The organism is Xanthomonas sp. NCPPB 3582 (assembly GCF_041475735.2).
GTDB classification, from domain to species: domain Bacteria; phylum Pseudomonadota; class Gammaproteobacteria; order Xanthomonadales; family Xanthomonadaceae; genus Xanthomonas; species Xanthomonas codiaei.
This window is the reverse complement of the sequence record NZ_CM192968.1, coordinates 2967828-2993662: the sequence shown is the minus strand read 5'-3', so window position 1 is coordinate 2993662 and position 25835 is coordinate 2967828. Positions and strand designations below refer to the sequence as shown.

The window sequence follows — 25835 nt, the reverse complement described above, 5'->3', positions numbered from 1 at the left end:
AGGCAGCTCGTCGGGCCGGTGTTTTTCCTATCGATGGCGATGCCATCGATCGCGAGGGGAGCTGGAGGAATGATCGCCATGATCGATCCGCCTACTGCTAAGCGCCGCCTTTCCGCAGCACATGCGTGGCTGACTGCCGTTTGCCTGACGCTGGTGTTGCCCTTCATGACGCCCCACGTGTCTGCGGCCGAGCCCGGCACGCCCGGGCCTTATCACTGGCGCAGTGTCGCCATCGGCGGTGGCGGCTTCGTCACCGGCGTGCTGTTCCATCCCGCCGAGCGCGATCTTGCCTATGCACGCACCGATGTCGGTGGCGCGTATCGCTGGGACGCGCGAGCGCAGCAGTGGATTGCCCTGACCGATTGGCTGGGTGCGAACGACTGGAACCTGATGGGCATCGATGCCTTCGCCATCGACCCTGCCGACCCCGAGGCCATCTATCTGGCGGCGGGCACCTATATGCACGAACGCGCCGGCCATGCGGCCCTGCTGCGCTCGTTCGATCGCGGCCGCAGTTTCCAGCGTGCGGACCTGCCGTTCAAACTGGGGGGCAACCAGCTCGGCCGCGCCAATGGCGAGCGGCTGGCGGTGGACCCCCACGATGGCCGCGTGCTGCTGCTGGGCTCGCGCGATGCCGGCCTGTGGCGCAGTGAGGATCGTGGCGCGCACTGGTCGCGCGTCGCCGGTTTTCCTGCCGAGGCGTTTGCAGGAGCGCACGCGCGCAACCATGTCGGGCGCGAACAGGCGGTGGGCGTGGCGTTCGTGGTGTTCGACGCGGCCAGCGGCAAGCAGGGGATGCCGACGCCACGCATCTATGTCGGGGTGTCCACCGAACAGACCAGCCTCTACGTCTCCGACGATGCGGGCCGCACATGGTCTGCCGTGGCTGGACAACCCAAGGGCCTGCGCCCCAGCCACATGGCCGGCGGCAGCGACGGACACTGGTACCTGAGCTACGGCGACCAGCCCGGCCCGGACCTGATGGCCGGCGGCGCGTTGTGGAAGTACACCCCGGCGCAGGCACGCTGGAACGAGATCAGCCCGATCGCGCAGCCGGCCAACGGCGATGGCTTCGGTTGGGGCGCGGTGGCGGTGGATCCGCAACAGCCGCAGGTCGTGCTGGCCAGTACCTTCCGCCGCCGCACGCCACGCGATGAGCTGTTCCGCAGTACCGACGGCGGCCGCAGCTGGACGCCCTTGCTGGCGGACTCGCAGTTCGACCACAGCACTGCGCCGTGGACCGCGCAGGCAACCCCGCACTGGATGGGCGCGCTGGCGATCGATCCGTTCGACAGCAACCACGCGCTGTTCGTCACCGGCTACGGCATCTGGGCCTCGCGCAATCTGCAGGAGTTCGCGCGCACGCAGCAGCAATTGCACTGGTGGTTCCAGGACCGTGGGCTGGAGGAAACCGTGCCGCTGGATCTGCTCAGCCCGATGGCCGGTGCGCATCTGCTCAGCGCGCTCGGCGATATCGATGGCTTCCGCCACGACGATCTGGACAGCGCGCAGCTGCAATACGCCGGCCCGCGCCTGACCAATGGCGAGAGCATCGACGCCGCCGGCCAGGCACCGTTGACGGTGGTCCGCAGCGGCACCGTGCGCAATCGCCGCAACAACGAAATCCGCGCGCTCTACTCGCGCGATGGCGGTGCGCACTGGCGTGCATTCGCCAGCGAGCCGCCGGCCGGGCAGGGCGCCGGTACGATCGCCATCGGTGCCGATGCGGCGCAGGTGGTGTGGGCGCCGGAGCACGGCGGTGTGTGGCGCACCGCGGATTTCGGTAGGCACTGGCAGCGCGTGCAGGGCCTGCCCGAGACCGCGGTGGTGGTGGCCGACCGTGTCGATGCCCAGCGCTGGTATGCCGCCGATGCGCTCAGTGGGCGCCTGTACGAGAGTACCGATGGTGCGGCCAGTTTCCGCGATACCGGGCAGTCGCTGGGCACGCCGGCGCGCGACGAGCGCAGGCGTCCGCAGTTGCGGCCCGATCCCTGGCGCGCCGGCGTGGTGTATCTGGCCAGTCCTGCGCGTGGCGTGATGCGCTGGCAGGACGGCCGCCTGCAGACCCTGTCGACACCGGACGAGGCACGCTCGCTCGGCATCGGCAAGCCGGTGCGCGACGGCGCGCCGCCGGCGCTGTACCTGGCCGGTCGCGTGGCCGGGGTGGATGGGGTGTTCCGCTCCGACGACGAGGGTGCGCACTGGCGGCGCATCAACGACGACGCGCATCGCTTCGGCAAGCCATACAGCGTCACCGGCGACCCACGGCTTCCCGGCCGGGTGTATTTCGCGACCGGCGGACGTGGCATCTTCTACGGGGATCCGCGATGAGCGCGCCGTCCCTATGCGTGTCATCGCGTTGTCCTAGCGTGTCCAGCTTCGTCCCCCGTTGCCTCGTTGCGCGCCGACTGGCCGCGCTGCCCCTGGAGATCACTGCATGACCGTCACCTTCGTCCGCCGCGCCTGCCTGCTGGGCCTGGCGCTGGTCAGCCCGCTCGCAGCGGCGCAGCCGGCCCTGCCACTGTTGTTCGGCGATGGCGCGGTACTGCAGCGCGACCAGCCAATGCCGGTCTGGGGCTGGGCGACACCGAATGCGTCCATCAGCGTGAGCCTGGACGGCAAGCGGGCCACCGCCAAGGCCGATGCGCAGGGAGCATGGAAGGTCAGCCTGCCGGCGCACACGGCGGGCGGCCCCTATGTGCTGAGCGTGCAGGGCGACGGTGGCCAGCTGCAGGTGCGCGACGTGCTGGTCGGCGACGTCTGGTTGGCCAGCGGTCAATCCAACATGGAATGGCCGTTGGCGCAGGCCAGCGACGGCCCGCAGGCGGTGGCGGCGGCCAACGATCCGCAGCTGCGTCACTTCAAGGTCCCCAAGTCGTGGTCGGTGCAACCGGAAGCGCGCCTGGCCAGCGGAGACTGGAAAGCCGCCACGCCTACCAACGCCGGCGAGTTCACCGCGGTGGGCTACTTCTTCGCCAGGGAACTGCGCGCCAGTACCGGCGTGCCGATCGGCATCATCAACAGTACCTGGGGCGGCAGCGCGATCGAGGCCTGGATGGACGCCGCCTCGCTGGGCTTGAACGCCACCCAGAATCAGGGCGCCATCGAGGCGATCAAGCAGCGCGATGCAGCGGCGCAGGCCGCCACCGGCAAACGCATCGCGCGCTGGCCGAAGGTTGATGGCGACACGCCGCAATGGTGTGAGCCGGACTTCGACGACAGCGACTGGGACAGCATCCCGACCAGCCAGCAATGGGAGGCCAGCGGTTTCGATGGCATGGATGGCATTGCCTGGTACCGCACCACCTTCACCTTGACTGCGGCGCAAGCCAAGGCCGGCATCGCGTTGGGCGTGGGCCAGATCGACGACTCGGACATCACCTACGTCAACGGCCAGCAGGTGGGCAGTACCGAAAAGCAGTGGAACCTGCCGCGCGTCTACCAGGTGCCGGAGGCGGCGTTGAAGGCCGGCGTCAACCACATCGCGGTGCGCGTGGAAGATCTCAGCGGCGGTGGCGGCATGCACGGCCCGGACGAGCAGCGCTTCGTGCAGACCAATGATGGCGCCAGGCGTGCATTGAGCGGCTGGAAGTTCCGCCCTGCGGCGGTGCGCGTCTCGCTGGTCGACAACAAGAACAAGCTGCCCACGCTGCTGTACAACCAGATGATCCATCCGCTGCAGCCGTTCCCGGTCAAGGGCGTGATCTGGTACCAGGGCGAAACCAATACAGATGCGAGCGAAAACAGTGCGGTGAAATACCGCGAGCAGTTCGCCGCCATGATCCAGCAATGGCGCGCCGAACGTGGCCAGAAGGCGCTACCGTTTTTGTGGGTGCAGCTGGCCAACTTCAGGGCCGGCGGCGACAGGGGCGAGCTGAGCCCGTGGGCGCTGCTGCGCGAGTCGCAATCCAAGACGCTGACACTGCCGGCAACCGGGCAGGCGGTGATCATCGATATCGGCAACCCCACCGACATCCATCCCACCAACAAGCGCGATGTCGGGCATCGCTTGGCGCTGGCTGCGCGGCACGTGGCCTATGGCGAGACACTGGTGTACAGCGCGCCGGTATTCAAGCGCGCGCGTTTCGACGGCGACAAGGCGGTGCTGACATTCGATCTGCAAGGCAGTGCGCTGCAGGTGCGCGGCGGCGGTGCGGTGCAGGGCTTTCGCATCGCCGGTGCCGACCGTCGCTTCCATCCGGCCACCGCGCAGATCGACGGTGACCGCATCACCGTGCACAGCGACGCGGTGAGCGCGCCGGTTGCGGTGCGCTATGGCTGGAGCGAGAACCCCGACGACGCCAACCTGATCAACCGCGAGCAGTTACCCATTTCCCCCTTCCGCACCGATACCTGGTGACACGGAGTCTTATGACCATGCATTCCCCCGTCACGCCTGCAGCCTCCCGTTCCAATGTCCATCACAGTCTGCGTCCTCTGCTGTTGTCCGCACTGACGCTGGCCCTGGCGGCCTGTCAATCCGGCGAGCAGGACAGCGCTGCCAAGCCCGACACCGCCGCTCCCGCGGCGACTGCGCCAGCCACTCCGCCTGCCTCTGCGCAGGCGCCTGCCACGCAGACGCCGATGCCGCAGTTCGTCAGCAAGGACGGCAAGCACGTCTTGATGGTCGACGGCGCTCCGTTCCTGATTCTCGGCGCGCAGGTCAACAACTCCAGCAACTATCCCGGCATCATGGACAAGGTATGGCCGGCGATGCAGATGCTGGGCCCCAACACCGTGCAGGTGCCGATCGCCTGGGAACAGGTGGAGCCGGAAGAAGGCAAGTTCGACTTCTCCTTCGTCGATACCCTGCTGAGCCAGGCGCGCGAGCACAAGGTGAAGCTGGTGCTGCTGTGGTTCGCCACCTGGAAGAACAACAGCCCCTCCTACACGCCGCTGTGGGTCAAGGCCGACAACCAGCGCTTCCCGCGTGTGATGACCCGCGAGGGCAAGGCGATCGGCTCGTTGTCGCCGCATGCGCAGGCCACACTGGACGCCGACCGCAAGGCGTTCGTGGCCTTCATGCAGCATCTCAAGAAGGTGGATCCGCAGCACACCGTCATCATGATCCAGCCGCAGAACGAGCCGGGCACCTATGGCAGCGTGCGCGACTTTTCGCCGATGGCGCAGAAGCTGTTCGACGGGCCGGTGCCGGATGAGCTGATCAAGCGCTTGAACAAGCAGCCGGGCACCTGGGCACAAGTATTCGGCGCCGATGCCGATGAGTTCTTCCATGCATGGTCGATCGGCCGTTACATCGATCAGGTGACCGAAGCCGGCAAGGCCGAATATCCGCTGCCGATGTACGTCAACGCCGCCTTGCGCGGGCCGTTCAATCCGGGCCAACCTGGCCAGTACGCCAGCGGCGGGCCCACCGATAACGTGCTGGACGTGTGGAAAGCCGCCGGCCCGCATATCGACCTGCTGGCACCGGACATCTACATGCCGGAATATCGCATGTACACCACGGTGCTGGACCGCTATGCGCGCCCGGACAATGCCTTGTTCGTGGCCGAAACCGGCAACCGTCCTGAGTACGCGCGCTATCTGTTCCCGGCGCTGGGCAAGGACGGCATCGGCTGGTCGGCATTCGGTATCGACTTCACCCGTTACTCCAACTACCCGCTGGGCGCCAAGCACGTCAACGAAGAGACCCTGGCGCCGTTCGCACTGGGCTACAAGGCGGTCAGCATGGGCATGCGCCCGTTCGCCAAGGCCGCGTCCGAAGGCAAGTTGCACGGCACCGCCGAAGAACCCGGCCAGGCCGTGCAGGAACTCAAGCTCAACGATCGCTGGAGCGCCACCATCACCTACGGCGTGCCGCAGTTCTGGTTCAAGGGCGATCCACCGGGCAATCCCGAACCGATTGGCGCCGCCCTGATCGCCGAGCTGGGGCCGGACGAGTTCCTGGTCACCGGCTACCATGCGCGCGTGACCCTGCACCCGGCCAGCGACGCCACTGCCAACATGATCTACGAACGCGTCGAGGAGGGCGTGTACGAGGGCACGCAGTGGAAGTTCCAGCGCAACTGGAACGGGGATCAGACCGACTACGGGGTCAATTTCTCCAGCGTGCCGCAACTGCTCAAGATCAAGCTCGCCACCTACAAGTAATCGCCACGTGAGACGGCGCCGCCTTCGGGCGGGCGGCCGCTGCGCGGAATCGTCATGCCGCACGTCGATTCCGTCGCATCGACAGGGCTTGCCCGACCATCGCCGCCTTGCGTGCTTCTTCATAAACGAAAGCCATGCGCTGCCGCCCCCGCAGCAGCGATTCGACATTCAAAGGGAGTGACCATGCAAACCACCATCCGTTCCGCCGGCTCCGCGCCTGCCAACCGACGTACACCGCTTGCCCATTGCCTAGCCTTGTCGTTGGCGTTGCTGGCCAACGCCGCGCACGCGCAGGAAGTACGCAAGGCCGCCGATGGCGTCACCGTGGTGCCGAGCACCAAGGGCGCCGCACCGGTGCGGCTGCAGGTGGTCGATGCCGGCATCATTCGCGTCAGCGCCGATCCGGATGGCGACTTCGCACGCAGCCCCAGCCTGATGCGCGTGCCGGTGCAGGGCGACACCGCATTCCAGCTGGCCGAGCAGGGCGACAGCGTGCAGCTGAAGACCGGCAAGGTCACCGCCACCGTGTCCACCGTCGACGGCCATGTCAGCTTCGCCGATGCCAACGGCAAACCGGTGCTGGCCGAAGTTGCGGGCGGGCGCAGCTTTGCGCCGCTCAAGGTCGAAGGCAAGCAGTATCTGAGCGTGCGCCAGCGCTTCCAGTCGCCCGACGACGAAGCCTTGTACGGCTTCGGCCAGCACCAGCAGGGCTGGATGAACCAGAAGGGCCGCAACGTCGAACTGCAGCAGAACAACATCGACATGGCGGTGCCTTACCTGGTGTCCAGCCGCAATTACGGCCTGCTGTGGGACAACAACTCGATCAGCCGCCTGGGCGACCCACGCGGCCTGCAGCCGCTGCCCAAGACGCTCAAGCTGTACGACGCCAAGGGCAAGGCCGGCGCGCTGACCGCACGCTATGCCATCAACGGCAAGCAGGTGCTCGAGCGTCGCGAGAAGGAGGTGAACTACCAGTACCTCAGCGACCTGACCAAGTTTCCCAAGAAGGCGATCACCAAGGACAAGGACAGCCGCATGCAGGTCAGCTGGGAGGGCGAGATCGAAGCGCTCACCGGTGGCAAGCACAGCTTCTCGCTGTACTCGAGCGAGTACGCCAAGCTGTACGTGGACGGCAAGCTGGTGATCGATCGTTGGCGCCAGAACTGGAACCCGTGGAATCATGAGTTCACCCTCGATCTGCAGCCGGGCCAGCGCCACACCGTCAAGATCGAATGGGACCTGATCGACCCCAGCTACATCGCGCTGCTGCACCGCGATCCGCTGCCTGCCGCCGAAGCGAAAGACCTGTCGCTGTGGTCCGAAGCAGGCCAGATGATCGACTACTACTTCGTCTCCGCCGATTCCTACGATCAGGCCGTGGCCGGCTACCGCGAGCTCACCGGCAAGTCGGTGATGCTGCCCAAGTGGGCCTACGGCTTCTGGCAGAGCCGCGAGCGCTACAAGAGCCAGGACGAGCTGGTGGGCGCGGTGGCCGAATACCGCAAGCGCAAGCTGTCGCTGGACAACATCGTGCTCGACTGGTCGTACTGGCCGGAAAACGCCTGGGGCTCGCACGATTTCGATCCGCAGCACTTCCCCGATCCGGACGGCATGGTCAAGGCCGTGCACGACATGCACGCGCAGATCATGATCTCGGTCTGGCCCAAGTTCTATCCCACCACCGCCAACTACAAGGAACTGGATGCCGCCGGTTTCATGTTCAAGCGCAATGTGGAAGTGGGCGAGCTGGACTGGATCGGCAAGGGCTACAAGAACTCGTTCTACGATCCGTACTCGGAGAAGGCGCAGGCGATGTTCTGGCGCCAGGTCAACGAAAAGCTCAACAGCAAGGGCTTCGATGCCTGGTGGCTGGACGCCGACGAACCGGACGTGCATTCCAACCTGGATATCGGCGAGCGCAAGGCACGCACCACGCCCAACGCGCTGGGCACGTCCACCGAGTACTTCAATTCGTACCCGCTGCCGCACACCCATGGGGTGTACGTGGGCGACCGTGCGGCCGACAACAAGCGCGTGTTCATCCTGTCCCGCAAGGGCTACGCCGGTACCCAGCGCAATGCGGTGGCGGTGTGGAGCGGCGACATCGTGTCGCGTTGGGACGATATGCGCGAACAGATTTCCGCTGGCGTCAACATGGCGCTGTCGGGCCTGCCCAACTGGACCTTCGACATCGGCGGTTTCGCGGTGGAGAAGCGCTACGAGAACCAGGATCCTGCGCACCTGCCCGAATGGCGCGAGCTCAATACGCGCTGGTTCCAGTTCGGTGCGTTCGTGCCGATCTTCCGCTCGCATGGCCAGTTCCCGTACCGCGAAATCTGGAACATCGCCCCGGAAGGCACGCCCTTCTACGAGAGCATGGCCTACTACAACCGCCTGCGCTACGCCTTGCTGCCGTACATCTATAGTCTGGCCGGCGATACCTATCAGCGCGATGGCGTGATCATGCGCGGCATGATGATGGACTTCCCGGATGACGCGAAGGTGCGCGACATCAACGACCAGTACCTGTTCGGACCGGCGTTCCTGGTTGCACCGGTGACCCGCTTCGGCGCCACCTCGCGCCAGGTGTACCTGCCGGCCGGCACCAGCTGGCTGGATTTCGCCACCGGCAAGCGCTACGAAGGCGGCCAGAGCATCGAAGCGGCCGCGCCGATCGAACGCATGCCGCTGTTCGTGCGTGCCGGCTCCATCGTGCCGACCGGCCCGGTGCAGGAATACGTGGACCAGACGCCGGATGCGCCGCTCACCGTGGTGGTCTACACCGGTGCCGATGGTGAGTTCTCGCTGTACGAGGATGACGGCAAGGGCTACGGCTACGAGAAGGGCGAGTTCAGCCGCATCCCGCTGGTCTGGAACCAGGCCAAGGGCGAGCTGAGCATCGGCAAGCGCGAAGGCAGCTGGACCGGCATGCAGGCCAAGCGCACCATCAACGTGCGTTTCGTCGATGGTCCACGCAGCGATGCCGGTGCGCTGGAGCCCAAGTCCGACACCAGCATCCAGTACGACGGCAAGCCGGTCAGCGTGTTGCAGCGCAAGATTGCGTCCGGCAAAGCGCGTCGTCGATGATCGCAGGCTGTCTTCAGTCGATGAGCGAGCAGATGCCGGAACGCCGCAAGGCAGTCGCGGGCGGTTCCGGTGAGGCAGCACGGCGGTGGCCGTGCTGACCCGGCGCGAGCTGTGCAAGGCCAGCGGGGCCGCGCTTGCGGTCCTGGGTGCCGCACCGGTGGCCGTGCAGGCCGCACGCTCCGGCAGCGACGCGGGGTTGCCGGCCGTGGCGCCGGCAGACGCCCTGCAGCTGTGGTACCGCGAACCGGCCAACGAATGGGTGCAGGCCTTGCCGGTCGGCAATGGCCGGCTCGGCGCGATGGTGTGGGGCGGTATTGCCCACGAGCGCCTGCAACTCAACGAAGACACGCTCTACGCGGGCGGGCCCTACGATTCCACCAGCCCGGAGGGTCTGGCCGCGTTGCCGCAGGTGCGTGCGCTGATCTTTGCCGGCCGCTATGCGCAGGCCGAGCAACTGGCCGACGCCACGCTGTTGTCGCGCCCGCTCAAGCAAATGCCTTACCAGCCGTTGGGCGATCTGTTGCTGGATTTCGATCGTGCCGATGGCATCAGCGACTACCGCCGCCAGCTGGATCTGGACACCGCGGTGGCCACCACCACGTTCCGCTCCGGTGGTGCCGTGCACCGTCGCGAGGTGTTCGTGTCGGCACCGTCGCAGTGCATCGTGGTGCGCCTGTCCTGCGATCGGCCGGGCGGCATTTCGTTGCGGATCGGCATCGACAGCCCGCAGGGCGGCGAGGTCACGGTGGAGCAGGGCGGCCTGCTGTTCAGTGGTCGCAACGGTGGCTTTGCCGGTATCGACGGCAAGCTGCGTTTTGCCCTGCGCGTAGTGCCGAAGGTCACCGGTGGCACCGTCACCCATGTGCGCGACCGGCTACGTATCGACGCTGCCGATGAAGTGGTGTTGCTGCTGACGGCCGCAACCAGTTTCCAGCGTTTCGACGCGGTGGATGGCGATCCGCTGGCGTTGACGGCGGCAAGCCTGCAGAAGGCCGCCACATCCGATTACCCCGCATTGCTGCGCGCCCACCTGGCCGATCACCGGCGCCTGTTCCGGCGCGTGGCGATCGACCTGGGTACCAGCGAGGCCGCACGCCTGCCCACCGACGAACGCGTGCAGCGGTTCGCCACCGGCAACGATCCGGCCCTGGCGGCGCTGTACCACCAGTACGGCCGTTACCTGCTGATCTGCAGCTCGCGGCCCGGCACCCAGCCGGCCAACCTGCAGGGCATCTGGAACGACCTGATGCAGCCGCCGTGGGAAAGCAAGTACACCATCAACGTCAACACCGAGATGAACTACTGGCCCAGCGAGTCCAACGCACTGCACGAGTGCGTGGAGCCGCTGGAATCCATGCTGTTCGACCTGGCCCAGACCGGCGCGCACACTGCGCGCAAGTTGTACGACGCGCCGGGCTGGGTGGTGCACAACAATACCGATCTGTGGCGCCAGGCCGGGCCGATCGACGGCGCCAAGTGGAGCCTGTGGCCGATGGGCGGCGTCTGGCTGCTGCAGCAGCTGTGGGACCGCTGGGACTATGGCCGCGACCGGGCGTACCTGAGCAAGATCTACCCGCTGTTCAAGGGCGCCGCCGAGTTCTTCGTTGCCACCCTGGTGCGCGACCCGCAAACCGGCGCGATGGTTACCAATCCGTCGATGTCGCCGGAAAACCAGCACCCGTTCGGCGCGGCCGTGTGCGCAGGTCCCACCATGGACGCGCAGCTGTTGCGCGACCTGTTTGCGCAATGCATCGCCATGGGCAAGCTGCTGGGCGTGGATGCCGAGCTGGCACAGCAGTTGGCACGCCTGCGCGAGCAATTGCCGCCCAACCGCATCGGCAAGGCCGGGCAGTTCCAGGAGTGGCAGCAGGATTGGGATATGGACGCGCCGGAGATCCATCACCGCCACGTCTCGCATCTGTACGCGCTGCATCCTTCCAGCCAGATCAACCTGCGCGATACGCCCGAGCTCGCGGCTGCCGCACGGCGTTCGCTGGAAATCCGTGGCGACAATGCCACTGGCTGGGGCATCGGCTGGCGCTTGAATCTGTGGGCACGGTTGGCAGACGGCGAGCATGCGTATCGCATCCTGCAATTGCTGATCTCGCCCGAGCGCACCTATCCGAACCTGTTCGACGCACACCCGCCATTCCAGATCGACGGCAACTTCGGCGGCACCGCCGGCATCACCGAGATGCTGCTGCAAAGCTGGGGCGGTAGCGTGTTTCTGTTGCCGGCCTTGCCCAGCGCCTGGCCGCGCGGCAGCGTGCGTGGCCTGCGCGTGCGCGGCGGTGCCAGCATCGACCTGGAATGGGATGGCGGTCGCTTGCAGCAGGCACGCCTGCACAGCGATCGTGGCGGGCGCTATCAACTGTCCTACGCAGGGCAGACCCTGGACCTGGAACTGGGCGCGGGCCGCACCCAGCAGGTGGGACTCAACAACAACCGATTGGTGAAGCAATGAGCTTGTACGTAGGACTGGACGTGGGCACGCAGAGCGTCAAGCTAGTGGCCTACGATCCGCAGGACCGCGCCGTGGTCGCCACCATCGCAGCGCCCATGGAGCTGATCAGCCGCGACGACGGCACCCGCGAGCAGCAGGCGCAGTGGTGGATCGACGGCATCGTGCATTGCTTCGCACAGCTCGATGCCGGGCAGCGCGCGCAGGTGCGCGGCATCTCGGTGTCCGGCCAGCAGCACGGCTTCGTGCCGGTGGCTGCCGACGGCAGCGTTACCGCGCCGGTGAAGCTGTGGTGCGACACCAGCACTGCATTGGAATGCGATGAAATCATGGACGCGGTAGGCGGCGCGGCTGGTAGCGTGGCGGCCGCAGGCAACCCGATCCTGGCCGGCTACACCGCATCCAAGCTGCCGTGGACGCGCAAGCATCGCCCCGACGCGTACGCGGCCATGACCACGGTGATGCTGCCGCACGACTACATCAATTTCTGGCTCACCGGCGAGCGCTTCGCCGAAGTCGGCGATGCCTCCGGCACCGGCTGGCTGGATGTGCGCACGCGCCAGTGGTCCGAGCGCATGCTCGGTGCGGTGGATGCGCAGCGCGATCTGCGTACCGCACTGCCGCCGCTGGTGGACACCGGCGCGGTCTATGCCTTGTCCGACGCGGCGGCCGAGGCGCTGAACCTGCCGGCCGGCGTGCGCGTGACCACCGGCGGTGGCGACAACATGATGGCCGCCATCGGTACCGGCAACGTGGTGCCGGGCCGCCTCACGATGAGCCTGGGCACCAGCGGCACCTTGTTCGCCTACGCCGATCACCCGGTGGTGGACGACGAGGCGCGCTGGGCCGCGTTCTGCTCGTCCAGCGGCGGCTGGCTGCCGCTGATCTGCACGATGAACTGCACTGTCGCCACCGAAGCGGTGATGCGTATGTTCTCCATCACCCGCGAGCAGACCGAAGCGATGATCGCCGACACCGCGCCGGGCGCCGACGGGCTGGTGTTGCTGCCATTCTTCAATGGCGAGCGCACGCCCAATTTGCCCGATGCGCGCGGCTGCCTGTTCGGCATGGATCTGCACAACACCACTGCTGCGCATTTCTATCGCGCCGCGATGGAAGGGGCGACCTACAGCCTGCGTAATGGCTTCGATGCCTTCGTCGCTGCCGGCCTGCAGTTCGATACCATCCTGCTCACCGGCGGCGGCAGCAAGAGCGCGCAGTGGCGGCAGATGGTCGCCGACGTGTTCAACCTGCCGGTCGTGGTGCCGACCCAGCCCGAGGGCGCGGCCTTCGGTGCCGCCCTGCAGGCGCTATGGGCCTGCGACCGCGACGACGGTGGCACCGACGCGTTGTCGGACGTGGTGCTGGAGCATCTGCAGGTGGACGACGCGCTGGCCGCCCAGCCGGATCCGCAGCGCGTGGCCCGCTACCAGCATCATTACCAGACCTTCCTCAAGCACCTGCACGTTGTCAGCCCGCTCTACGCTGACTGATTCACTCCCCCAGAACCAAGGACATCACACCCCATGAGCAACACCGTCTACATCGGCGCCAAGGAATACTTTCCCGGCATCGGCAAGATCGGCTTCGAAGGCCGCGATTCGGACAACCCGTTGGCGTTCAAGGTCTACGACGCCAACAAGACCATCGGCGACAAGACCATGGCCGAGCACCTGCGCTTTGCGGTGGCCTACTGGCACAGCTTCTGCGGCAATGGCGCCGACCCGTTCGGCCCCGGCACGCGTGCGTATCCGTGGGATGTGGGCAACACCGCGCTGGCGCGCGCCGAAGCCAAGTCCGATGCCGCCTTCGAGTTCTTCACCAAGCTCGGCGTGCCGTACTACTGCTTCCACGACGTGGACCTGGCGCCGGATGCCGATGACATCGGCGAGTACGAAAAGAATCTGGCCCACATGGTGGGCATCGCCAAGCAGCGCCAGGCCGACACCGGCATCAAGCTGCTGTGGGGCACCGCCAATCTGTTCTCGCATGCGCGCTACATGAATGGCGCATCGACCAACCCGGACTTCAACGTGGTCGCGCGTGCGGCGGTGCAGGTCAAGGCCGCCATCGATGCCACCGTTGCATTGGGTGGCGAAAACTACGTGTTCTGGGGCGGCCGCGAAGGTTATGCCTGCCTGCACAACACCCAGATGAAGCGCGAGCAGGACAACATGGCGCGCTTCCTCACCCTGGCGCGCGACTACGGACGCAGTATCGGCTTCACCGGCAACTTCCTGATCGAGCCCAAGCCCATGGAGCCGATGAAGCACCAGTACGACTTCGACAGCGCCACGGTGATCGGCTTCCTGCGTCAGCACGGCCTGGATCAGGACTTCAAGCTCAATATCGAAGCCAACCACGCCACGCTCTCGGGCCACAGCTTCGAGCACGACCTGCAGGTCGCCTCCGACGCCGGCCTGCTGGGCAGCATCGATGCCAACCGCGGCAACCCGCAGAACGGCTGGGACACCGACCAGTTCCCGACCGACCTGTACGACACCGTCGGCGCGATGCTGGTGGTGCTGCGCCAGGGCGGGCTGGCCCCGGGCGGCCTGAATTTCGACGCCAAGGTGCGCCGCGAATCGTCCGACCCGCAGGACCTGTTCCTGGCCCATATCGGCGGCATGGACGCGTTCGCACGCGGGCTGGAAGTAGCCAACGCGCTGCTGACCTCCTCGCCGCTGGAAACCTGGCGCAAGGAGCGCTACGCCAGCTTCGACAGCGGTGCCGGTGCGGATTTTGCGGCGGGCAAGAGCACGCTGGCGGACCTGGCCAGCTACGCCGCCGGCCATGCGCCCACGCAGATCAGCGGCCGCCAGGAAGCCTACGAGAATCTGATCAATCAGTATCTGACGCGTTGATGTCCCGTGGCTGGCGGCGCATTGCGTCGCCAGCCGATGGCGCCCACCCCCGTGGCCGCTCCCTTGCATGTTCCCAGGTGAACCCATGTCCAGTGTTTCCATTGACGGCGCCCCCGATGCCGGCGAGAACACCCGTTTCATCATCCTGATCAGCTGCGTGGCCACCATCGGCGGCTTCCTGTTCGGCTTCGACAGCGGCGTGATCAATGGCACCGTCGATGGCCTGAAACAGACCTTCCACTCCACCGCCGCCGAGACCGGTTTCGAGGTCGCCTCGATGCTGCTGGGCTGCGCCATCGGCGCCTTCTTTGCCGGCCGCCTGGCCGACCGCTGGGGCCGCCGTGCGGTCCTGATCATTTCCGCCGCGCTGTTCCTGCTCTCGGCCATTGGTGCCGGCGCCTCGCACAGCTCTGGCTTCTTCATCTTCGCCCGCGTCATGGGCGGCTTCGCGGTGGGTGCGGCCAGCGTCATCTCGCCGGCCTACATCGCCGAGGTCGCTTCGGCGCGCTATCGCGGTCGGTTGGCCACGATGCAGCAGATCGCCATCATCAGCGGGCTGTTCTGCGCGTTCCTGAGCAATTACCTGCTGGCCAACGCCGCCGGTGCCTCCACCGAGCCGCTATGGGCGGGGCAGGCCGCCTGGCGCTGGATGTTCTGGATGCAGGCGGTTCCCTCGATCCTGTTCCTGGTGTTGCTGCTGGTCATCCCTGAGAGCCCGCGTTTTCTGGTGGTCAAGGGCCGCCGCGAGCAGGCGCTGGTGGTGCTCAAGCGCCTGTACGGCAACGCGGCCGCGCAGACCAAGCTGGCCGAAATCGCCGCTTCGATGTCGGCCGACCAGCACAAGCCCAAGTTCTCCGACCTGATCAACAAGGCCACCGGCAAGATCCGCCCCATCGTCTGGATCGGTATCGGCCTGGCGGTGTTCCAGCAGCTGGTCGGCATCAACGTGGTGTTCTACTACGGCGCGGTGCTGTGGCAGGCGGTGGGCTTCTCCGAACAGGACGCACTGCTGATCAACGTGCTCTCCGGCGGCCTGAGCATCGGCGCCTGCCTGGTCACGGTGATGCTGGTCGACAAGATCGGCCGCAAGCCGCTGCTGTGGATAGGCTCGGCCGGCATGGCGGTGTCGCTGGCGCTGGTGACCTATGCGTTCGCCACCGCCTCGCTGGACCCCAACGGCAAGCTCGCCATGTCCGATTCCATGGGCATGCTGGCGCTGGTGGCGGCCAACGTCTACGTGGTGTTCTTCAACGCCTCCTGGGGCCCGGTGATGTGGGTCATGCTGGGCGAGATGTTCCCCAACCAGATCCGCGGTTCGGGCCTGGCCATCGCCGGGGCCGCGCAATGGACCTCCAACTTCGCCATCACTGTTAGCTTCCCGATCCTGCTGGGCAGCATCGGCCTGGCCGGCGCCTACGGCATCTACACCGTCGCCGCGTTCATCTCCGTGTTCTTCGTGCTCAAGTATGTCTACGAGACCAAGGGCAAGGAATTGGAGCAGATGGAGGGGTGATTTCAGTGCGTTGTGCCGATATCGGCATGGGAAGCGAAGAAGGCCGCGCAATGCGCGGCCTTCTTCGTTAATGATCCCGCATGAGGTCTTTCCAAAGTCCCGCATGCCTGCATCGCTTCAGGCGCCTCGACTGCCTGCAGTGATGGCCTCCGTTGTGTCAGGCCGCTTGATTCCGCGTGGCCCAACGCACCAGCAAAGTGCAATGCACATCTTCAACGGCGATAACCGCCTGGAAGTGCACCGGCTCTTTTTGCAAATTGTGCGCCACCGCTATACTCCAGTAGGCAGTTTCCCTCCAAACTAGGGCGAATCGTGGGACCAAGGAGCGGTGGTATGGCGGTAGCTAAAGAGCTTGTCAGGGGCATGCTGATCAGCGTGTGCTACTGCTTGGTGTTTCTGATGCTTTGGCGTTTGTCGATCGACCAATGGTATCTGCCGGTTGGTTTGCGTGTAGTCACCTTGCTCTTCCGGCCTTATCGTGAATGGCCTTTTCTGTTGGCAGGTGACGCTGCGGCAATGTTGTTCTTGCGTATTCCGCTTGGAGAATTGCAAGGCTTCAATCCATTATGGTCATATCTGAGTCCCTTCCTGCATGCGCCTTTGATTGCTGGGGCGATTGGCCTGCTTCGGTACCAGGTCCCTCACATTGTCAAAAGCCAGCAATGGTTTATTCCTGCTGTTCTTGTCGTGGCTCTCTGGAATGCTATATGTAGCTTAGTATTAAATTCGACCCTAGGCGGACCGCGGGCTGACCCCGTGCTTGACCTGCTATTGCGCTATTGGTCGGGCAGCTATCTGGGCATGCTGGTCTTGGTTCTTCCTGCGATCTTGTGGTCGAACTGGAACGATGGTCCTGTACGCCTGACTCTTCAACGAGATCTCGCAATCGCGGTAGCTGTTATTCTAAGCCTGTTTTTCTTGTTGGGGGTTTCACAAGATCCATCGACCCGAAACATCTTGATGATTGCGATGCTTGTGCCAATGGTCGTGTTGACTTTCAGGCATGGGTGGAGAGGCGGCGCTCTTGGATCACTATTGGCAAGCTTCGCAATTGAGTTCTCGCTTCCTCGGGTGTATCAGATCGGGTTCTTTGATCAAGAGGTTTTTAGTATCCAGTTGCTTTATGCGGTCACCACGACAGCTCTTTTTGTCTTCAATGCTCGTTTGCGCGAGCCTGCCCGCGATAAGGTTTCGAATCAGCCAGGAGATGACGCCTTCACCCTAGCCCGGGCGAGCTATTCCAGCGCTGAACGCATGCTGCGCAATCGGGTACTCGAATACTCGGATATCAACGTGCAGATCAACAAGATGCGCAAAGACGTGGTAGCCGATTTGAGGCTGAAAGGGCAACATTCTGTGGCGATGGAAATGACGCGAGTCGGTGTTCTTGAGTCGCGATTGCTTCAGCAGTATGTGGCTGCGCTGTACCCGCTGGAAATCGAGACACATGGGCTGTATCAGGCGTTGCGTTCGCCAGCGCTTGAACGTTTCTGCCAATCTCAGTTTCAATGCGTGTTTCGTGGTGACTGTAGGAAACTATCATTGGAACTACAGTTGAGCGCTTATCGCAGTGCGCTAAATTGTGTTGAGCTCTTGCCATCGGCTAGTAGACACTTCATCCAGGCTCGTGCGTGGACAGGGAAAGGTGCTAGAGGCGTTTTGCTGCGTGTGATTTCGGATTCGTCGTCAGCTAAAGCGGCCAAGTGCGACACAAACGATGCAGAGGCCGAACTGAAGGCGCGATTGAAAGCGCATGGCGGCATATTTCGCCGCCGCCATGCCTCGGTTCTAACCTTTATGGTTGCCGAGCCCATCTCCGTTGAAGTCAGGGGGAGACTATCCAGTATTCCCCAGTTGCTTCCCGCCGGTTGAACACCGTGAAGTTCTTTGTCTTGTAGACGAGTCGTGCTTGATCGCTCTGAGTTGCATCAACCACCGTCGGATTGTTTGAACTCGTGCTTGCCGAAATCCTGTTTGCTGCAGGCAACACGACGCGTTCTACATCCTTGCCCATTGGCAAGGTCCAGAGTGCGTTGTCTACTCTTGCTACCACTGCGTGGACGACTCCCGTTACATCGTTGATCTGAAGATATGTCACTCCATCACGATGGAGTTCATAAATGGCAAACGAAGGGTCCATGGTCAGGTTGGCAGCCTTGGGGTTGCTATCGCCAAGTCCTGTCGTTGCATGTATGCCGACACCACCATTGCCACAGCACTGAGCCATGGTCACGCCTGATGCCAACATTCCAGAAATGGCGCAAAAAGCCATAAGCCAAATTTTTGCGTTCTTCATGATTTTGCCTTCCCCCTGCATGGGGCAACTCCGCCTGCGATTCAGGCGCCTATACGTTACGTGTTGAATGGCACATTTTGTTGATCGTTTGTCGCAGAAAATCGTTGCGGCATACCGTCCTCCGATCAGCGAGCATTAGTTAACCGTGTCAGCTGTTAGTTGGACTTATCCGATCAAGCGCGATGTACGGTGCTGAGGCGCGCTATCTAGCGACTTGGCTTGAGTTCGCCATCTGCACGCTCAAACCATGCAATCACCCGCCGGTGATGAGGTTCGCCCCAGCGACGCAGGAATTGCTGGGTGTGGTGTTCCCTGGGATTGCGCAGACTGGCGAGCCGTTGGGCGATGAAAGGCGCGGTCAGTGGCTGGGCGCAGTCGACTTCGATGCAGTGGCGCCAGGCGCCATAGCTGGCTGGGATGACGGCGGACATCGTGATGCTCTCTGGTAAGAGTGAACGTCGGGGTATTGGCGGTGCGCGCTGGGCTTGATTTTGTGCAGAAAGTGTTACTTTATAACACTTCATCTGTCATTTCTTCTGGTCACCTTGTGTCGCGTTCCTTGCTGCCGAGTGTTGTTTGCCTACTCACCATGCCGGACCTTCCATGCTCCAAGTGGGGCGGTGGCTGCGCCCGCTCTTCGGGATTGGCCCGATGAGGCGGCGGCAGGTGTTGGGTTTGGCAGGCACAGCCTTGGTGCTGTCGCCGAGCCTGGTCCATGCGCAGTCGCTGCCGAGGCTGCGCACCTGCGACCTGCAGCGTCAGGATGGAGGGCTGCGGCTTCGACTCGCTCTGGGTACGCAGGTCGCCTACCGCAGTTTCAGCTTGTCCAATCCGGCCCGCTTGGTCGTCGACCTGTCGGGTATTTCGACGCAGGCACCGCAGATGGATCCAGTGCCCGAAGGTTCTGCAGTCACCGCCATCCGCAGCGGCCCGCATGGTGATGGGCTGCGCGTCGTGCTCGATCTGGCGCAGCCGCTGACGGCTACGGCGCGATGGGAGGACAGCGTGCTGGTGTTCGATCTTGTTGCCGCTCCCGGCGCTGCGTCGTTGCCCGCGGCGGATCCGGCTGCTGCGACGGCAGCGGTCACACGCTCACGCCTGCATCCGTACGTGATCGCCATCGACGCTGGCCATGGCGGCAAGGATCCCGGCGCGGTCAGCGCGGATTGCGGGTGCCCAGCAATCCGGTGCTGTCGCAGGTGCTGGCCGACCTGTCGTTGAGCGGCACCATCGCCAGCAGTGTGGCGTTCGGCAAGTTGATGCTCGGGCGTCTGCAGCAAGTCACGCACCTGCATCAGGGCGAGGTCGGGCAGGCCGGTTTTGCGGTGCTGAAATCGCCGGATATTCCGTCGTTGCTGGTGGAGACCGGCTTCATGAGCAATCGCGACGACTGTCGACGCCTGTGCGGCGACAGCCATCAGGACGAGCTTGCGCAAACGCTGCACGCCGGCATCGACGACTACTTCGCCCTCAACGCCCAGCACATCAGCCGCTCTTAGAGCGTGTTATGAACTTGAGGCTTTCGCGGCTATCGTAAGCGGATGAAGCCGCCACGCCCTTATCCGACCGACGTTTCCGATGAAGAATGGGCCTTCGCTGCACCCTACTTGACGCTGATGGATCCACAGGCACCGCAGCGCAAGTATGACCTGCGCTTGATGTTCAACGCGTTGCGCTGGATGGCGCGTGCTGGAGCGCCCTGGCGCTTGATTCCCCACGAGTTTCCGCCGTGGGAGGCGGTCTACCAGCAAACCCAACGGTGGTTGCAGGCCGGCTGCTTTGAGGCCATGGTCAACGACTTGCGTTCGATCTTGCGAGTGGCGCAAGGCAAGCAGGGGCAGCCCAGTGCTGTGATCCTGGATGGCCGAACGGTGCAGTCCACATGCGAAAGCGGACCACGTGCCGGCTACGACGGCTACAAGCGCAAGAAGGGCAGCAAGGTGCACATGGCGGTGGACACGCTCGGCCACCTGCTGGCAGTGCAGGTCACCCCAGCCAACGAGCAGGAACGCGCCCAGGTGCGATCGCTGGCGCAGGAAGTTCAGTATGTCACCGGCGAGACGGTGAAACTGGCGTTCGTCGATCAAGGCTACACCGGCGAAGGGCCGGCCGAAGCTGCGCTGGAGGAAGGCATCGAGCTGCACGTCGTCAAACTGCCGGAGGCCAAGAAAGGCTTTGTATTGCTACCGCGCCGCTGGGTCGTAGAGCGCAGTTTCGGTTGGGTCAATCGGTTCCGACGCCTGGCCCGTGATTACGAACGCCTACCGGAAACCCTGGCCGGACTCCACTTCGTCGTCTTCTCCATCCTCATGCTTGGAAATGCCGCGTCTCTATTTCAAAGTTCATAACACGCTCTAGGCCTTCCCCGCTCGCGTATGACGCGTACTCCCACTTTTTGATCGACGAGTTTGCAATGTCCGCCACGCTTCCCGATGTTGCCGTTTCCGAACCTTCCGCGCCGGGCGCGCCGTTGCGCTGGGTGGGTATGCATGACATCGCCATTCCGGTGCGCCTGGACGAGGCCGCACCCAGCGGGACGGTGAATGCGCGCGCCAGCGTGCAGGTGGATCTGCCGCGCGCCGACCTCAGGGGGATCCATATGTCGCGGTTGTATCGCCTGCTGGACCGACACCTGGAGCAGCCGGTGGCGCCGGCGATGCTGTCGCAGTTGCTGCAGGTCTTGATCGACAGCCACGCCGATTGCGGTAGCCGTGCCGCGCGGGTCTCGCTGGCGTTCGAGGTGATGCTGCGCACGCCGGCCTTGCTCAGCGAAGGCCTTTCCGGCTGGCGCGCATACCCGGTGCGCATCGATGCGCAGCGCGGGGCAGGGCGCTGCCAGGTGCAGCTGCAGATTGAGGTCCTGTACGCCTCGACCTGCCCGTGCTCGGCGGCGTTGTCGCGGCAGCTGTTGAGCGAGGCGTTTGTGCAGCACCACCACGGCCGCACCGCGATGCCGCTCGACGAGATTGCGCAGTGGCTGCAGGCACACGGTTCGTACGCCACCCCGCATAGCCAGCGCAGCGTGGCGCAAGTGCGCGTTGATCTGGACGATGGCGCATCGCGGTTGGACATTCGTGCGTTGGTCATGCTGTGCGAACGCGCACTCGCTACGCCGGTACAAGCTGCGGTACGTCGCATCGACGAACAGGCATTTGCGCGGTTGAACGGCGCCAACCTGATGTACGTCGAAGACGCCGCCCGTCGGCTGCGTGCGGCATTGGCCGAGCGCCACGCGGCATTCCACGTGGCAGTGCGCCATCTGGAAAGCCTGCATGCGCACGATGCCGTTGCCGAAACCGGCAGCGATCGTGCCGACATCCATCCGCTGTCCAGTTGAGGAGCGCGCATGTTTTGCAAAGGCCGCAGACGCATCACACCTACGCTGCGCAAGCGCGCGGTGTCGTTCAGTGCAATGAAGTGTGGCGAACACGCCTTGCGTGGCGCGTTGTTCGTCGATCCTGCCGTGCTGCTGGCACTGATGTGGCTGGTGTGAGCGACGCCGCTGGTAGGCGCGCCGGGATAGGGCGCCGGGCTCGGGGTGGAGCGACCATCGCAGGTCGAACACGCTGGTAGGCCACGGGAAATGGACGAGAACCGGCCTCGACCATGCAGTTCCAAGCAGCATGCACCAGATCCGAGCCGCGCGTGCCGTTGCCGCGGCGCTGCCGCCTGTAGTGGCGTGGCGGCTCGCCTAGCGCAGGACACCGGTGCCATAACGCAAAAACCCCGCATTGCGGGGTCTTGGCGTCCTCTGCGGCAGGACCAACGTGGCGCTCCCTAGGGGGCTCGAACCCCTGTTTTAGCCTTGAGAGGGCCACGTCCTAACCACTAGACGAAGGGAGCGTTTTGTCGCGTCTTGTGCAGCGCGCTAGTATAGTGAGGTAATAGCCGTTGGGCAATCCTGCAACACAAGACGGAAGCGCCATCATCGAACCCTCAGTTACATCCCCGTTCACGCTGCGCGTCATTCCACGCGATCAGCACACCATCTCGCGCAAGGACATCAGCCCCAACGCGCTGCGCGTGTTGTACCGCCTGCGCGAATCGGGCTTTGGCGCCTACCTGGTCGGCGGCGCGGTGCGCGACCTGCTGGTCGGCGGCCATCCCAAGGATTTCGACGTGGCCACCAGTGCGACGCCGGAAGAGGTCAAGGCGCTGTTCCGCAATTGCCGCCTGATCGGCCGCCGCTTTCGCCTGGCGCATGTGGTGTTCGGCCGCGAGATCATCGAGGTGGCCACCTTCCGCGCCAACAGCGACGACGGCAGCGGCGACCGCGAGCTGGATAACGGCCGGCTGGTGCGCGACAACGTCTACGGCACCATCGAAGACGACGCGATCCGCCGCGACTTCACCTGCAACGCGCTGTACTACGCCATCGAGGATTTTTCGGTGCGCGATTACTGCGGCGGCTTCGAAGACGTGCAGGCGCGGTTGATGAAGCTGATCGGCGATCCGGAACTGCGCTACCAGGAAGATCCGGTGCGCATGCTGCGCGCGGTGCGGCTGGCGGCCAAGCTCGGCTTCGAGATCGAGGCCGGTACCGCCGAGCCGATCCCGCGCCTGGCCGGGCTGTTGTCCGAAGCTGCGCCGGCGCGCCTGTTCGAAGAAATCCTCAAGCTGTTCCTGTCCGGGCATGGCGTGGCCAGTTTCGAAGGCCTGGAACGCTATGGCCTGCTCGGCGTGCTGTTTCCGGAAAGCGCGGCGGCGCTGAAATCCAACCGCAGCGGCGCGCTGCGCGCGATGGTGCTGGAAGGCTTGCGCAATACCGATGCGCGGGTGGCCAACGACGAGCCGGTGTCGCCGGCGTTCCTGTTCGCGCTGCTGCTGTGGCCGGCGTTCTGCCGCACGCTGATGGGGCTGCAGGCGCAGGGCGTGCAGCCGGAAGATGCGCAGCGCCGAGCGGCCGACCGGGTCACCTTGCACCAACTTGAGCGTGTGGCCCTGCCGCGCCGTTTCTCGTTGCCGATGCAGGAAATCTGGCTGCTGCAGACGCGCTTCTCCTCGCGTCAGCGCAAGCGCGTGTTCCGCACCCTGTCGCATCCGCGCTTTCGTGCCGCGTTCGATTTCCTGGCCTTGCGCCAGTTCGCCTCGCCCGATCATGCGGCCGATGTCGAGTTCTGGCGCGAAGCGCAGAAGTCATCCGGCCAGGAGTTGGTGGATGCGATCGAATCAGCGCAGGCCGACCACGAGGGCGAGGACGGCGCGCCGCGCAAGCGTCGCCGCCGCCGTCGGCGCACCGGCGCACCGGCAGGCGAGTAGGGCATGCACACCGCCTTTGTCGGCCTGGGTGCCAACCTGGGCCCGGCCGAGGCCAGCGTCCGTGCGGCCATCGCCGCGCTGGCTGGGTTGCCGCAGTCCACGCTGGTCGCGGCTTCGCGCCTGTATCGGACCCCGGCCTGGGGGCGCGAAGACCAACCCGATTTCATCAATGCCGTCGCCCAGCTGCATACCGCGCTGGCCCCGCTGGCGCTGCTGGAGGCCTTGCTTGGCATCGAGCGGGCCTTTGGCCGCGAGCGTCTGGCCGGCGAGCGCTGGGGCCCGCGCACGCTGGATCTGGACCTGCTGCTCTATGCCGACCAGGTGCTGGACCTGCCCCGGCTGCAGGTGCCGCATCCGCATCTGCATGTGCGCGCCTTTGCGCTGCTGCCGCTGTCCGAGCTGGCGCCGGAGGCGATCATTCCGGGACATGGAACAGTGCGGCACGCCCTGCAATCCATCGATGCCTGCGGGCTGGAGCCGATTGGGTAGATAATGGCCGGCTCATCACCCCACGTAATGACTTCATGAGCAGCCATAGCGACAGCAAGCCCTGGACCGTGCCCGCCCTGGCCGAGGCCAAGCGGGCGGGTCGAAAACTGGTCATGTTGACCGCCTACGACGCCGGCTTTGCCCGCACTTTCGACGCCAATGGCGTGGACCTGATCCTGGTCGGCGACTCGCTGGGCATGGTGGTGCAGGGGCACGATTCGACCTTGCCGGTGACCACTGCCGACATGGTCTATCACACCGCTGCGGTGGCACGGGCGCTGCGGCAGGCGCTGCTGGTGGCCGATCTCTCTTTCCAGGCCGACGCCACGCCCGAGCGTGCGCTCGATGCGGCCACCCAGCTGCTGCAGGCCGGCGCGGAGATGGTCAAGATCGAAGGCGCCGGGCACAAGCTGGAGGTCATCCGCTACCTGGTCGAGCGCGAGATCCCGGTGTGCTCGCACCTGGGGCTGACCCCGCAATCGGTGCTGCGCTTCGGCGGCTACAAGGTGCAGGGCCGTGGCGAAGCCGGCGAGCAATTGCGCCGCGACGCACAGGCGGTGGCCGATGCCGGCGCCAGCATGGTGGTGCTGGAATGCGTGCCGACGCCGATCGCCGCGCAGATCAGCGCCGAGCTGCAGGTGCCCACCATCGGCATCGGTGCCGGCCCCGGTTGCGACGGCCAGGTGCTGGTGATGCACGACATGCTGGGCCTGGACAGCGGCCATCGCCGTCCCAAGTTCGTCAAGGATTTCCTGGCCGAGGGCGGCTCGGTGGCGGGCGCGGTGCGTGCCTATGCACAGGCTGTGCGCGATGGCAGTTTCCCCGATGCAGAGCACGCGTACGCCGCATGATCCAGACCATTACCGATCTTTCCGCCCTGCGCGCCCTGGTCACCGGCTGGAAGCGCGAGGGCCTGCGCGTAGCGCTGGTACCCACCATGGGCAACCTGCATGCTGGGCATTACTCGCTGGTGATGCTGGCACGCCAGTACGCCGACCGGGTGGTGTCCAGCGTGTTCGTCAACCCGACCCAGTTCGGCCCGAACGAGGATTTCGCCCGCTACCCGCGCACCCCCGAGGCCGACCTGCGCGGCCTGGAAGATGCCGGCTGCGATGCGCTGTGGCTGCCGGACGTGGACACGATGTACCCGCTGGGTACGGCGCTGGCCACGCCGATCCACGCGCCGGGCGTCAGCGACGTGCTCGAAGGCGTGTGCCGGCCAGGCCATTTCGACGGTGTCTGCACCGTGGTGGCGCGCCTGTTCAACCAGGTGCAGCCTGACGTGGCGGCATTCGGCAAGAAGGACTATCAGCAGCTGGCGGTGATCCGGCAGATGGTGGCCGACCTGGCGTTTCCGATCGAGATCCTGGGCGGCAGCATCGTGCGCGAGGCCGACGGCCTGGCGATGAGCTCGCGCAACCAGTATCTGTCGGCCGACGATCGCCCGGCTGCCGCGCAGATCCGCAAGGTGTTGCTGCAGATGCGCGACAGCTACACCGCCGGCACGCCGCGTGCGCAGGTCGAACAGGCCGCCACCGGCGCGCTGCAGCAGGCCGGATTCCAGGTCGATTACGCGGTGGTGCGGCTGCCGGACCTGAGCGAGCCGGGCGAGGGCACCTCCGGTGCACGCGTGGCGCTGATCGCCGCGCGGCTGGGCGGCACGCGGCTGATCGACAACCTGGAATTCTGATCCGGCCGGCCGGCCGGTCGTGCGCCAGCCGCCGGCGCTGATGGCTGGCTGCGTGGCCTGTC

At 65.1% G+C, this 25835-nt stretch carries 18 protein-coding genes, 1 tRNA gene and 1 pseudogene; 17 read left to right on the top strand and 3 right to left on the bottom strand.

Going from position 1 to position 25835, the window contains the following annotated elements; translation table 11 throughout:
• Positions 1–69: 69 nt before the first annotated feature.
• The 9 genes from ACCQ05_RS12565 to ACCQ05_RS12525 all read left to right on the top strand — a co-directional run bounded on the left by ACCQ05_RS12565 (position 70) and on the right by ACCQ05_RS12525 (position 17911).
• Positions 70–2331: a WD40/YVTN/BNR-like repeat-containing protein gene (locus ACCQ05_RS12565; protein ID WP_372390605.1), complete on the top strand. Its 2262-nt coding sequence runs from the start codon at positions 70–72 to the stop codon at positions 2329–2331.
• Between the two features lie 106 nt (positions 2332–2437).
• Positions 2438–4360: a sialate O-acetylesterase gene (locus tag ACCQ05_RS12560; protein ID WP_372390603.1), complete on the top strand. Its 1923-nt coding sequence runs from the start codon at positions 2438–2440 to the stop codon at positions 4358–4360.
• Between the two features lie 83 nt (positions 4361–4443).
• Complete coding sequence (gene galD / locus ACCQ05_RS12555; protein ID WP_372394075.1) at positions 4444–6114, top strand: GH35 family beta-galactosidase GalD; 1671 nt, start codon at positions 4444–4446, stop codon at positions 6112–6114.
• Positions 6115–6297: 183 nt separating this feature from the next.
• Positions 6298–9201, top strand: coding sequence for a TIM-barrel domain-containing protein (locus ACCQ05_RS12550; RefSeq protein ID WP_372390601.1), 2904 nt, complete (start codon positions 6298–6300; stop codon positions 9199–9201).
• Between the two features lie 91 nt (positions 9202–9292).
• A complete protein-coding gene (locus ACCQ05_RS12545; RefSeq protein WP_372394073.1) occupies positions 9293–11665 on the top strand; it encodes a glycoside hydrolase family 95 protein in 2373 nt (790 codons plus the stop codon).
• Entirely contained in the window at positions 11662–13155 is a 1494-nt protein-coding gene (gene xylB, locus ACCQ05_RS12540) for a xylulokinase (protein ID WP_372390599.1), read from the top strand. The genes ACCQ05_RS12545 and xylB overlap by 4 nt, the downstream gene beginning before the upstream one ends.
• 33 nt (positions 13156–13188) lie before the next feature.
• Positions 13189–14526: a xylose isomerase gene (xylA, locus tag ACCQ05_RS12535; protein WP_372390597.1), complete on the top strand. Its 1338-nt coding sequence runs from the start codon at positions 13189–13191 to the stop codon at positions 14524–14526.
• An 85-nt stretch (positions 14527–14611) separates the two neighbouring features.
• Complete coding sequence (locus tag ACCQ05_RS12530) at positions 14612–16039, top strand: sugar porter family MFS transporter (protein WP_372390595.1); 1428 nt, start codon at positions 14612–14614, stop codon at positions 16037–16039.
• 333 nt (positions 16040–16372) lie between these two features.
• Entirely contained in the window at positions 16373–17911 is a 1539-nt protein-coding gene (locus ACCQ05_RS12525; RefSeq protein ID WP_228962087.1) for an MASE1 domain-containing protein, read from the top strand.
• Here the strand turns inward: ACCQ05_RS12525 and ACCQ05_RS12520 are convergent.
• Positions 17865–18335 carry a hypothetical protein gene (locus tag ACCQ05_RS12520; protein ID WP_228962088.1) on the bottom strand — a complete coding sequence of 157 codons (471 nt, stop codon included), beginning with the start codon at positions 18333–18335 and terminating at the stop codon, positions 17865–17867. The two genes, ACCQ05_RS12525 and ACCQ05_RS12520, sit on opposite strands and share 47 nt — an antisense overlap.
• Positions 18336–18541: 206 nt before the next feature.
• Positions 18542–18766, bottom strand: coding sequence for a hypothetical protein (locus ACCQ05_RS12515; protein WP_372390593.1), 225 nt, complete (start codon positions 18764–18766; stop codon positions 18542–18544).
• A gap of 220 nt (positions 18767–18986) precedes the next feature.
• Here ACCQ05_RS12515 and ACCQ05_RS12510 point away from each other — a divergent pair.
• From ACCQ05_RS12510 to ACCQ05_RS12495, 4 genes and pseudogenes are all read left to right on the top strand, one after another.
• Positions 18987–19834: pseudogene (locus ACCQ05_RS12510) on the top strand (N-acetylmuramoyl-L-alanine amidase).
• Positions 19835–19876: 42 nt separating this feature from the next.
• Complete coding sequence (locus tag ACCQ05_RS12505; RefSeq protein WP_372360436.1) at positions 19877–20683, top strand: IS5 family transposase; 807 nt, start codon at positions 19877–19879, stop codon at positions 20681–20683.
• A gap of 65 nt (positions 20684–20748) precedes the next feature.
• Positions 20749–21672: a GTP cyclohydrolase FolE2 gene (folE2, locus tag ACCQ05_RS12500; RefSeq protein ID WP_372390591.1), complete on the top strand. Its 924-nt coding sequence runs from the start codon at positions 20749–20751 to the stop codon at positions 21670–21672.
• 9 nt (positions 21673–21681) lie between these two features.
• Positions 21682–21828, top strand: coding sequence for a hypothetical protein (locus ACCQ05_RS12495; protein WP_372390589.1), 147 nt, complete (start codon positions 21682–21684; stop codon positions 21826–21828).
• Between the two features lie 275 nt (positions 21829–22103).
• Here the strand turns inward: ACCQ05_RS12495 and ACCQ05_RS12490 are convergent.
• Positions 22104–22178, bottom strand: a tRNA-Glu gene (locus tag ACCQ05_RS12490).
• A 48-nt stretch (positions 22179–22226) separates the two neighbouring features.
• Here ACCQ05_RS12490 and pcnB point away from each other — a divergent pair.
• The 4 genes from pcnB to panC are packed head-to-tail and all read left to right on the top strand — an operon-like array spanning position 22227 to position 25773.
• On the top strand, positions 22227–23594 hold the full coding sequence (pcnB, locus tag ACCQ05_RS12485; RefSeq protein WP_372390587.1) for a polynucleotide adenylyltransferase PcnB: 1368 nt from the start codon (positions 22227–22229) through the stop codon (positions 23592–23594).
• A 3-nt stretch (positions 23595–23597) separates the two neighbouring features.
• Entirely contained in the window at positions 23598–24083 is a 486-nt protein-coding gene (gene folK, locus ACCQ05_RS12480; RefSeq protein WP_372390585.1) for a 2-amino-4-hydroxy-6-hydroxymethyldihydropteridine diphosphokinase, read from the top strand.
• Between the two features lie 35 nt (positions 24084–24118).
• Entirely contained in the window at positions 24119–24934 is an 816-nt protein-coding gene (gene panB, locus ACCQ05_RS12475; RefSeq protein ID WP_372390583.1) for a 3-methyl-2-oxobutanoate hydroxymethyltransferase, read from the top strand.
• The gene (gene panC, locus ACCQ05_RS12470; RefSeq protein WP_104540473.1) at positions 24931–25773 is read left to right on the top strand and encodes a pantoate--beta-alanine ligase; all 843 of its coding nucleotides are present in this window, start codon (positions 24931–24933) and stop codon (positions 25771–25773) included. The genes panB and panC overlap by 4 nt, the downstream gene beginning before the upstream one ends.
• Positions 25774–25835: the final 62 nt, after the last annotated feature.